This window comes from Pseudomonas sp. FSL W5-0203 (genome assembly GCF_001896155.1).
Lineage (GTDB): Bacteria > Pseudomonadota > Gammaproteobacteria > Pseudomonadales > Pseudomonadaceae > Aquipseudomonas > Aquipseudomonas paracarnis.
On the sequence record NZ_MPOR01000038.1, the window covers coordinates 42,995 to 54,183 of the forward strand.

The window sequence follows — 11,189 nt, forward strand, 5'->3', positions numbered from 1 at the left end:
GAGCCTGACAATGGATGTTCGCCAATTCGCCTTCCTGGCCCGCCAACCTTCTGCCGCCCTGAAGCGCCGGGATGCGTTCTTCGGCCTGCCCAAGCGCGGGCTGGCGTTGATCCTCGCCAACGCATTGTTCTGGCAGCCGCTGCTGGCCCAGGCTGAGGGCATCGTGGTCAGTGCGCCGGGCACCACCGTGGGCGCGGCGGGCAATGGCGTGCCGGTGGTCAACATCGCCACCCCCAATGGCGCGGGCCTGTCCCATAACCAGTTCAAGGACTACAACGTCGGCCCCAACGGCGTGATCCTCAACAACGGCAACAGCGCCATGGTCAACACCCAACTGGGCGGGATCATTGTCGGTAACCCCAACCTCAAGGGCGGCGCGGCGAACGTCATCCTCAACGAAGTCAACGGCGGCAGCCCCAGCCAGTTGCGCGGCTACACCGAAGTGGCGGGGCAGTCGGCCAAGGTCATTGTCGCCAACCCGTACGGCGTGACGTGCAGCGGTTGCGGCTTTATCAACACCCCCAACGTCACCCTCACCACCGGCAAACCGGTGCTCGACGCCAGCGGCCAATTGCAGCGCTATGAAGTGGATGGCGGCGCCGTGACCATCGACGGCGAAGGCTTGAACGCCAGCAACGTCGAACGTTTCGACATCATCACCCGCTCGGCCAAGATCAACGCACAAATCAACGCCCGCGAACTCAACGTGATCGCCGGGCGCAACGACGTCGATGCGCAAAGCCTGAAAACCACCGCCCGCGCCGATGACGGCAGCACCAAGCCCGAGCTGGCAATCGACTCCTCGGCCCTGGGTGGCATGTATGCCGGCGCGATCAAACTGGTGGGCACCGAGGCCGGTGTGGGCGTGAAGCTCGACGGCACCCTGGCGGCCAGTGGTGGCGATATTCAGCTCGACGCCAACGGGCGCCTGAGCATGGCGCAAACGGTGACCACCGGTAACGTCAAAGTCACCGCGCAAAACGTCGACCTCACCGACAAGGTCTACGCCAACGGCAACGTGCAGGTCACCAGCGCCCAGGCGCTGGTCAACCGCAAGAGCATCGCCGCCGGCCAGCGCATCGAGATCAACGCGGCCAGCGTGAACAACCCCGGCATCATCGAAGCCGGCGTCGCCGCCGATAACAGCCGCAACACCACCGGCGATCTGGTGGTGAACGCGCAAACCGTCACCACCAGCGGCAACCTGCTGGCCAGCCGTGCACTGGCGATCACCGCCGCGCAGGCGCTGACCAACCAGGGCGCGATCATCCAGGCCAAGGCCGTCGAGGTCAGCAGCGCCAAACTCACTAACCAGGGTGCCACTGCGCGCCTGTTCGGTGAGCAGAGCCTGGCGATCAACTCGCCGGCCATCGTCAACCTCGGCGGCCTGATCCGCTTCGGCGAAGGCCAGGCCGCCACGCTCAACAGCGCATCGCTGGACAACCGCCAGGGCCGTATAGAAATGGCCGGCGGCAGCCTGGCGCTCACCAGTGCCGAATTGAACAACAGCGGCGGGCAAGTTATCGCCAACGACCTGATCGTCAACGCCGGCAACCTGAACAACCAGAACGGTGTATTGGTGGCCAAAACCGCGACCGTCACTGCCAGCAACCTCGACAACAGCCTCAAGGGCCTGATCCAGGCCGACGGCGGCGCGCTCAACCTCGCCGTTTCCAACACCTTCAACAACAATCAGGGTTTCGCCCAGGCCAGCACCGATCTGAACGTTACGGCCGGCACCCTCAGCAGCAACGCAGGCGGCGTACTGAGCGCCGACACCGGCAAGCTCACCCTCACCGCCGCACAACAGCTCAACAACGCCCAGGGCCGCTTGCAGGCCGGGCAGGGCGATATCGAACTGCACGCCGCCAACCTGGATAACCAGGGCGGCACGATCGTCGGCAAGCAACTGCTGCTCGACGTGGCCGGCGGCGACATCGACAACCGCGCCGGGCGCGTGTTGGGCGACCACCTCGACGTGCGTGCCTCGGGCCTCGACAACCGCAACGCCGGCCTGCTGGCCGGTGGCGCCCAGGGCGTAAGCCTGCTGCTCAAAGGCCCGGGCCAGTTGCTCAACGCCCAGGGCCGCATCCAGAGCGAGGGCCTGCTGCAACTGCAAGGCGAGCGCTTGGACAACAGCGCCGGCATCCTGCTGGGCCAGACCGTCGACGTCACCGCGCAGACCTTCACCAACAGCAACAAAGGCGCGCTGGTCAGCGATGGCGGCGACGTGGTGCTCAAGGTCAGCGACCTGCTCACCAACGTCGGCGGCCAGATCGACGCGGGCGAACGCAGCGTGCTGGTCAAGCAGCTCACCACCCTCAACAACGACGGCGGCACCCTGCGCGGCAAGCGCCTGGACATCGCCGCCCAGCACCTGAACAACGACAACGGCCAACTGCTGGCCGGCGCCGAAGGCCTGAGCTACAGCGGCCAGGATGTGAGCAACCGCAAGGGCCTGATCCTCAGCGGCGGCGCGCTCACCGAACTGAACACCACCCGCCTGGATAACCAGGGCGGTACCGTGCAGGGCGACAGCCTGACCGTCACCGCCAACAGCGTCGACAACGCCAGCGGCGGCCTGATGGCAAGCCTGGTCGGCAACCTGCAACTGACCGTAGAAGCCATGGCCAACCGTGGCGGCAAACTGTTCGGCAAAGAACAAGTGACCGTCAGCGGCGCCAGCCTCGACAACAGCGCGGGCGGCCAGATCAGCGGCAACCAGCTCAACCTGACCTCACGCGACACCCTCACCAACCAGGGCGGCCTGATCGAAGCCAACCAGGGCCTGACCCTCACCGGCGGCAACCTGGATAACAGCGCCAGCGGGCAACTGCGTGCCCTGAGCGGCGCCAGCAGCAAGCTCAACCTCAGCGGCGCGCTGAACAACCAGAACGGCACCCTCGAATTCGGCAGCCAGGCCTTCAGCCTTGACGCCGCCAGCCTCAACAACCAGAGCGGCATGCTGCAACACGCCGGCACCGGCCTGTTCCACCTCAACACCGCCAGCCTCGCAGGCAGTCAGGGCAATATCCAGGGCATGGGCAGCGCCGACTGGGCATTCGGTAAAGTCGATGGCCTGGGCCGCGTGCAACTCAACGACGTGCTCACCTACAAGAGCGACCAAGGGCTGGCCCTCAAGGCGGGCGACCGCATGGCCAGCGCCAAGGGCTTGATCCTCAACGTGGCCAGCCTGGACAACGGCGGCGAACTGCTCAGCGACGGTGACATCAGCATTACCACCGGCGATATGAGCAATAGCGGCCGCGTCTCGGCCCTGCAAACACTCACCGTCGCCGCCAACAACCTCAGCCAGAACGGCGGCCGCCTGGCAGCCACCAATGCGCGCCTGACCCTGGGCGGCACCCTGGACAACCTCGGCTTCCTCACCGCCCGCCAGCAACTGGACATCGCCGCCGCGCAAATCAACAACCGTGGCACTCTCGGTGCCCAGGGCGCAGTGAACCTCACCGCAGTCAACGGCATCACCAATGCCGCCAACACGCTGCTGTTCAGCGGCGGCGACATGACCTTGCGCAGTAATGGCTTCAGCAACAGCTATGGCGATGTCTACAGCAAAGGCAACCTGAGCTTCGCCGCCCGCGATGGCGGGCGTGCCGTGCTGTTCAGCAACCGCTCCGGCACCGTGGAAAGCGAAGGCTCGATCGGCATCAATGCGGGCTTTATCGAAAACGCCAAAGATGAATTCGAACTCGGGCAAACGCTGACCACCGGCAGCTTGAGTTGGATCTGTGGCCAGCACTGCGGCGAGAGCGACAACTGGGAACGTGGCGAGATCACCATCTACGAAACGTACCTCGAGGCGGCGACCAAGGACTCGGTAGCGGCGCGCCTGGTGGCGGGCAAAAACATGCTGCTGCAAGGCGACAACGTGCAGAACCGCTACAGCCTGATGGCCGCCAATGGCGACCTGAGCATCACTGCCGGTGACCTGCTCAACCAGGGCGCCGCCACGCGCACGGGCCAGCGCAAGCTTGTCATCGGCACGCCAGGTCACGTCTCCGACGATTTGTTTGAACGCATGCAATATGTTGATGTGCCCGCGTTCAATGCGGCCACGGCGGCCGGGAATTTCGACAAGGCGCGCTTCGAAGAACTCAAAAGCCGCTCACCCAACAGCCTGCCGTTCGCCTACGCAAGTGACGTCACCACCTGGACCAACAACAGCGGCCCTGGCTACGACGCCACCCTGCAAGCGGGCGGCACGGTCAACCTCAACGTCGCCCGCACCCTGCAAAACGGCACGCTGCACAACAACACCCTGGCCCAGTTGACCGGCACCCTCGGCGGCGACCAGACCGGCATCCCCGTCGGCGGCATCAACATCAACCTGAGCAAACACGCCAACGACCCGAGCGCCCAGGCGCCCGGCAGCGTATTGCCCGTGGTAGGCGTGGCCCCTGGTGGCGGCTTCGTGCCTGTGGACTACACCGGCACCGCCTTCGCCCCGGTCGACCCCACCACCTCGCCCACCTTCCAACTGCCCAAGGGCGAATACGGCCTGTTCGTCAAAAACGCCGACCCCACCAGCCACTACCTGATCGAAACCAACCCCGAGTTCACCTCGGTGTCGGGCTTCTTCAGCTCCGACTACATGCTCGGCAAACTCGGTTTCACCGCCGACAACGCCTGGCGCCGCCTCGGTGACGGCCAGTACGAAACCCGCTTGATCCGCGACGCCGTCCTCGCGCAAACCGGCCAGCGCTTCCTCGCCGGCGGCCTCTACAGCGACGCCGACCAGTTCCGCTACCTGATGGACAACGGCCTCGCCAGCAAAGACGCCCTGCGCCTGAGCCTGGGCGTGGCCCTCACCGACCAGCAAGTCGGCGCCCTGACCCACGACATCGTGTGGATGGAAAACCGCGTCATCGACGGCCAGACCGTGCTCGTGCCGGTGCTGTACCTGGCCCAGGCCGACTCGCGCAACGTGCGCGGCAACAGCCTCATCCAGGGCCGCGACCTCAACCTGGTCACCGGCGGCGACCTGATCAACGTCGGCACCCTGCGCGCCAGCAACAACCTCTCCGTCATCAGCAGCGGCAGTATCTACACCGGCGGCCTGGTCGAAGCCGGCAACAACCTCAACCTGCTGGCCCAAGACAGCATCCGCAACGCCATGGCCGGCGAAATCCGCGGCAAGCAAGTCAGCCTCACGGCGCTCAAAGGCGATATCACCAACGAAACCACCGCCATCCAGGTGCGTGACGGCGCCGGTATGCGCACCCTCACCGACACCAGCGCCGGCACCATCGTCGCCCGCGAAAATCTCGCCATCGACGCCGGGCGCGACCTCACCAACCGAGGCGCTCTCACCGCTGGCAACGACGCCAACCTCACCGCCGGCCGCGACCTCAACCTCATCGCCGCCAGCGACACCAGCGTCAAACACGAGACCCGCGACGGCGGCGAGAAATCCACCATCACCACCGACGTCAAAAACCTCGCCGCCAGCGTCACGGCAGGCGGCAACCTCAACATGCAGGCCGGGCAAGACGTCAACATCATTGGCAGCAATGCCACCGCCGGCAAAGACCTCAACATCGCCGCCGGCCGCGACCTCAACGTCGCCTCGGTCAGCGACATGCACAACGTCGAGGGCAAGGAAAAGGACGGCAAAAAACGCATCAAGACCTCGGACGACCAGACCACTCAAGTGGCAAGCGTGCTGACGGCGGGTGGGGATTTTGTCAGCCAGGCGGGGCGTGATACCACGATTGTGGCGAGCAGGATCAGCGCGGGGAATGAGGCTTATCTGTATAGCGGGGATAAGTTGAGTCTGTTGGCGGCGCAGAACAGCACCTACAGCCTTTACGACATGAAGGAGAAGGGGGGCTGGGGCGCGAAGAAGACCAAGCGTGATGAGGTGACCCACGTCACGAATGTGGGGACTGAGATCAAGACTGGTGGTGATCTGTCGCTGGTCAGTGGCGGTGATCAGTTGTATCAGCGGGCCAAGCTTGAGAGCGGTAAGGACCTGGCCATCACCAGTGGCGGCGCGGTGACCTTCGAGGCGGTCAAAGACCTGCACCAGGAGAGCCACGAGAAGAGCAAGAGTGACCTGGCGTGGACCAGCGCGAAGGGCAAGGGGAATACCGACGAGACGTTGCGCCAAAGTGAGTTGAAGGCACAGGGTGAGTTGGCGATCAAGGCGGTTAACGGGCTGAAGATCGACATTAAACAGATTGATCAGAACACGGTTAGCCAGACGATTGATGTGATGGTCAAAGCAGACCCACAGTTGGCTTGGTTGAAAGAAGCCGAGAAGCGTGGGGATGTGGATTGGCGGCATGTGAAGGAGTTGCACGACTCCTTTAAATACAGCCACTCCAGCCTCGGCCAAGGCGCAATGCTGGCAATTATCATCGTTGTCACCGTGTTGACGGCGGGAGCGGCCAGTGCGCTAGCTGCTTCGGCAGGTAGCGCTGTAGGGGCCGGCTCCACTATGGCTGCCGCGACAGCCGCTACCGCTGCGACGTCGACCACCGCAGCAGTCGCAGGAACTGCAGCAGGGTTGGGCAACGTCATCGCGACTGCCTCGTTGACCTCGCTTGCCAGTACCGGCGTCGTCAGCACCATAAACAATAAAGGCAACTTGGGGGCCGCATTCAAGGAAACCTTCAGCAGCGACAGCTTGAAGCAGTCACTGATCGCGGGCGCTTCTGCGGGCTTTGTGAATTACGCCAGTGGCAATTGGTTTGGCGCGCAGAGCGACCCTGTAACTAACAAGGTAAGTGGACCAAGCGTCGTACCCCATTGGAATGACCCCGCAGCGATTGGCCGTTTTGGAACGATCCAATTGGCTGGCGGTGCCGTGCGCGGAACGCTCTCTGAAGCTCTTGGACAAGGCAGCTTCAAGGATGCAATGAAGGGCAGCCTTTTCGATGTAATGCAGGCGACCGCGTTCACCGGCGTTGGTGATTTTGGTAATGCCTTCAAACTTCAAGACAGCGACCTGAGCAAAACTGCACTGCATGCTGTTGTAGGTGGTTTGCTTTCAGAAGCAATGGGCGGCGACTTTAAAACGGGAGCGATGGCTGCGGGTGCTAACGAAGCCCTTATTGTGGCGTTGGATAAGTCGCCTTTGCTCAGTGGCAATGATCCAGCGGAACACGATCGTCTGGTCAATGCGGCTTCGAAACTGGTGGGATTGCTCGCTGCCGCGAGTGTTGATGGCGATGTCGCCATGGGCTCGGAAATCGCTGGGAATGCACAGTCATACAACCGCAAGTTGCACGTTCAAGAAGAGAAACGACTGGCCCAAGAGGCCAAGAGTTTAGATGCCACCAAAGGTCAAAGCCGATCTGGTTTTGAGTGGGATGCGCTCCTAACGTTTGTTGCCGGAGGCGAGGTCGATCAGAAAACCAACAATGAGCTTCAAGGGATTCTGGCCGGTTACGGTCCTTCTAACCCTGAAGGGCAAGCATTAGGTGACGACCTGACTGTTGCGCGGGGAGTTATCACCAAGCTGCAAAACGAGAAAGTCCTGCTGACCTGGGGAGATGGCAGCCCCATTGTTGCCAACGGGGATCAGGTCGTTGCGTTCAAGTCCACAGAAAAGCAGTACAAGGATTCGCTGCTGTTCAATCCTTCAAGTAACACAACCTACAACAACGAACCTGGTGGCATGGGTGTTGTGCCTGATGCGTGGTCCGAGCAATACGGAGAGCGTACGGCTATCACGAAACTCCCTGAGATCGCCGCGCTCAGTTCTGACGCCGCCTCCCAAGCAGAGCAAATAGACCGGCTACGTGTTTTGGCAAGTGGTGGCATTAATTCAGATATTGATCTCAAGCTGCTTGCTGAGCTTATGCCCATAGGTGGAGTAGGCAAGGGAGCATTGTTAAGCGCAATCAAAGAGTTGGCCGCGCGCGACGCATTAGCGGTTAAAGGTACGGAGGCTATCGCTGGCAAGGCTGCAGAAACTGTTGCCGGAAAGGGCATTGAGTCAGCCGCTGGTAAAGGCTTGGATGCGGCGGCGGGTAAGGGGACTGAACAGTTTGCCAACCAAGCACAGGCCAAATTAGCAGGCTATAGCCCATGCTGTTTTGCAGCCGGGACTATGGTCGCCACCCCTGATGGTGAACGAGCCATTGACGCGCTCAGGGTGGGCGACGTCGTCTGGACTAAACCTGAAGAAGGCGGTGAGCCGTTCGCGTCGAAGGTCTCAGCAACCCACATTCGCACGGATCAACCGATCTATCAGCTGACGCTTGTGAAGAACGGCAGTGCCGGTCAAGGTATCACTGAGACTCTGCAAGTGACGCCGGGTCATCCGTTCTACGTGCCTAAGCGCAAAGGCTTTGTGCCACTTATAGAGCTCAAGCCGGGTGATCAACTGCAGTCGTTGGGGGATGGGGCGACGCAAGAGGCTTCGATCTCCGTTGTATCAATAAAGCTGCTGCAGTCGCAGGGTAAAACGTACAACCTGACGGTGGATATTGGACATACGTTCTATGTTGGCAAGCTAAGTACCTGGGTACATAACATTGGGCCTTGTTATACCTGTAATGCGGGAAGCTGTTCGATTCATGAGGTGCCTTCTGCCGGATCGCCTGTAAGCGAAAGCCACACTGACCGGACGTTTCAAGAGCTTGTGCCTGACGGCAAAGTGCCTAGCGTTCGTAACGGCGCTTTCACACGTTGGTTTGACGACCTGTCGCCAGCAGAGCTAGACGTGCTTTGGGAAAACAGGGCTACCCGAGAGGCAATTGAGGCGAGAATTCGTCAGCCAGGAGGTTTGCATGAGTGGTGTATGGTTTGTCGCGCTCCTGAATTCAAACAATGGGGGGTGCCGATGAGTGAAATTCAGCGTTTCAGAACAAAAACATCCGAATTGACATGGGTCAACCCTATTGATGGGGTACCAGGCGGTCACGGTGGGAATGCTTCAGGTGCTTTCCATAATGAGCTAAAAGCTGTTATTGATAACAGTAAGTCCCTAAACGAATTTAATAAGGGCGTAACGGCATTGCGCGATCGATGGAAAATCGATACTTCTCTTTTGCCGGAGTTACCAAGAGGAAGAAATTAATGCCTACCCTTTTAAATGACTGGTGCGCTTTTTGTGAGGGAAGAACTTATTTTGATAAGTCGCATTTTTTAGCTCTGTTCAAAGTACATTCTTCTCTAACTGAAATTACTGAAGCGTTAAGCTATTTTCCTCAAGCTGACAGTTTGGTATCGCGCGTGAATGAGGTGATCCAAGCTGGTACGCTTGAAGATAAGTTATATCTATGCCCGACGATTGAATCTAGCGACTTTGAATTGATGCAAAAGGCAAAACTCTGGTTGCAAGCTCAGGCAAGTTTCTGTAAGTCTCTTGGAGACGACGAGTTATACGGGATATGCCAACGTGCAAAACTGTTGTATGGAAGTAAAGATCAATTTAACGATTATGATAAATTAGACGTTCCCAGCAACTGGATACTTGAACTGGTGGGGGATCAGGTCAGGGATTGCAGGTTGCTAAAAACAGAGCAAGAGTACGCACTGTTTGAGGCCCTTTACGGAGTTGCCGCTGATTATTATTTGGCTTGGTATATGGGGCAGCCTTTAATAAATCTGGATTTTGACTTTCGTTCATATTTCGAATTTTGGCGCTTAGGCGGTATTGGGTATCTCAGTGAAGATAAGTTCTTTGTTTGTCGAAAATAAAAGAGTGGGGGAAATGTATTTAGATCTGTTATGGCAGTACAAGACCTATTAGATAATATCTATCCCCCCTAAAAAAGGGGAGATTCGAGGGCGGAAAGTGATTACAGAAAGAACTGATCGTTACAGTGATGAACTTTTAGGGTTTGTAATCACCTGTCTGTTCTGCGAGGCTATTGATAGATTGGAGTTACAATCGTGGTGCGCAGGATTTTTAGGGGAGGAGGGAGCTCCAGATTTTTTATATGATTTGATTGAATTTGATGAGCCTATTTTCAAGATCTACAAAGTAATTGGCTATGTTCCAAATTGGAGTCGCTCTAAAAACGAGGAATATGCTTTATATGGAATAGCACTGCTCCGTGGCACGGTACCCTACGATATGCCGCTTTCGGCTACCGAAATGTTGGACGAGCTAGCCCGGTTGCCAGCGATACAGCATATGTTTCGTAAAGTATTTCCAAGTGTTGTATTTTAAAAGGTAGGATAGATTTTTTTGGGGTAGAGATGAGGGTGTGTTAGCAATAATGTGGAAATGAAAAAAGGGGACTAAAAAATGGGACAAATTTATTTAAATTAAAGTTGAAAAGCCTATTAAATAAATCTGTCCCATTTTGTTGGAACATTACCGCCGAATAAAGCTGGCTTAACTAAGCCAATGTCTGAGGTGAAGGTGGATCCGGTGGATTGGGGGAATAAATGATTAATATTAATTTTGAGACGGGCGAGATATTAACTCTACCTTTAAATGGTTTTGTTGGTGCAAGTTTGAAAGGGTTGCAGTTGCATCGCGCTATATTTGATAAGCTTAATATTGGAAGTGCCGACTTTTCTGGTTCGAATCTGAGAAGTGCCTCATTTGTTAACGCGTTTATAGATCGAGCTATATTTGACCGAGCAGCTCTCATGAATTCAAATTTTATGAATTCAGTTGTGAGTAATACTTCTTTCGCAGGCGCAATGGCAGCGTTTGCTGATTTTGACGGTGCAAATCTTTCATGTGCAAGTTTTGAGGGTGCTGATATTGGTGGTGCTAGCTTTATTAAATCAAATTTATGTGGCGCTGACCTTTGTGCAAATAGAATCGAAGAAGCGGTTTTTTTGGGCGCTACGTATAATGATGCTACTGTCTGGCCAAGTGGGTTTCGACCAGAGAATTATGGTGCGATTAAAGTGCTTAAATGAGAGTTGAAAAGCATATTAAATTAATCTGTCCCGAATGGCACTTACTTAACCTTCTTTGGATGTCCATTTCTCCTGACCTCAGCCCTTGCCGCCGAGCGCGTCTGCATCAGCATCGGGTAAGGCTTGGGTCTTCGTTTTATGACGCGAGGCTCAACCCGTCCCGGCCGGTTTCCGACGCGTTTCCTAGCGATCAACCTGGGACGAAAAGGGGACAGATTTATTTAAATTTGTACTGGGATAAGCGGGCGGCGGCAAAAACTGAGTGCAACACCTGACCTTTCCGGTACGGTGCTGCCCCTATGTCTTATACCGAACTCAGCGTTGAAGAGCGC

General features: G+C 57.7%; 4 protein-coding genes and 1 pseudogene. 4 read left to right on the forward strand and 1 reads right to left on the reverse strand.

From position 1 onward, the window contains the following. Positions 1–10: 10 nt before the first annotated feature. The 4 genes from BOP96_RS24225 (at position 11) to BOP96_RS24240 (ending at position 10,857) form a co-directional block, all read left to right on the forward strand. Positions 11–9,052 carry a two-partner secretion domain-containing protein gene (locus BOP96_RS24225; protein WP_073454220.1) on the forward strand — a complete coding sequence of 3,014 codons (9,042 nt, stop codon included), beginning with the start codon at positions 11–13 and terminating at the stop codon, positions 9,050–9,052. Next, entirely contained in the window at positions 9,052–9,675 is a 624-nt protein-coding gene (locus tag BOP96_RS24230) for a hypothetical protein (protein ID WP_014716394.1), read from the forward strand. Before BOP96_RS24225 ends, BOP96_RS24230 begins: the two co-directional genes overlap by 1 nt. A 97-nt stretch (positions 9,676–9,772) precedes the next feature. Further along, complete coding sequence (locus tag BOP96_RS24235) at positions 9,773–10,150, forward strand: hypothetical protein (protein WP_014716395.1); 378 nt, start codon at positions 9,773–9,775, stop codon at positions 10,148–10,150. A 221-nt stretch (positions 10,151–10,371) separates the two neighbouring features. Then, complete coding sequence (locus BOP96_RS24240) at positions 10,372–10,857, forward strand: pentapeptide repeat-containing protein (RefSeq protein WP_073454222.1); 486 nt, start codon at positions 10,372–10,374, stop codon at positions 10,855–10,857. Positions 10,858–10,898: 41 nt separating this feature from the next. Here the strand turns inward: BOP96_RS24240 and BOP96_RS30980 are convergent. Further along, a pseudogene (locus BOP96_RS30980) lies at positions 10,899–11,042 on the reverse strand (IS4 family transposase); the annotation flags it as partial. Positions 11,043–11,189: the final 147 nt, after the last annotated feature.

Bases quoted from the DNA above. Each gene is read 5' to 3' on its own strand.
- BOP96_RS24225 (WP_073454220.1), top strand. From the start codon at position 11: ATGGATGTTCGCCAATTCGCCTTCCTGGCCCGCCAACCTTCTGCCGCC.
- BOP96_RS24240 (WP_073454222.1), top strand. From the start codon at position 10,372: ATGATTAATATTAATTTTGAGACGGGCGAGATATTAACTCTACCTTTA.
- BOP96_RS24230 (WP_014716394.1), top strand. From the start codon at position 9,052: ATGCCTACCCTTTTAAATGACTGGTGCGCTTTTTGTGAGGGAAGAACT.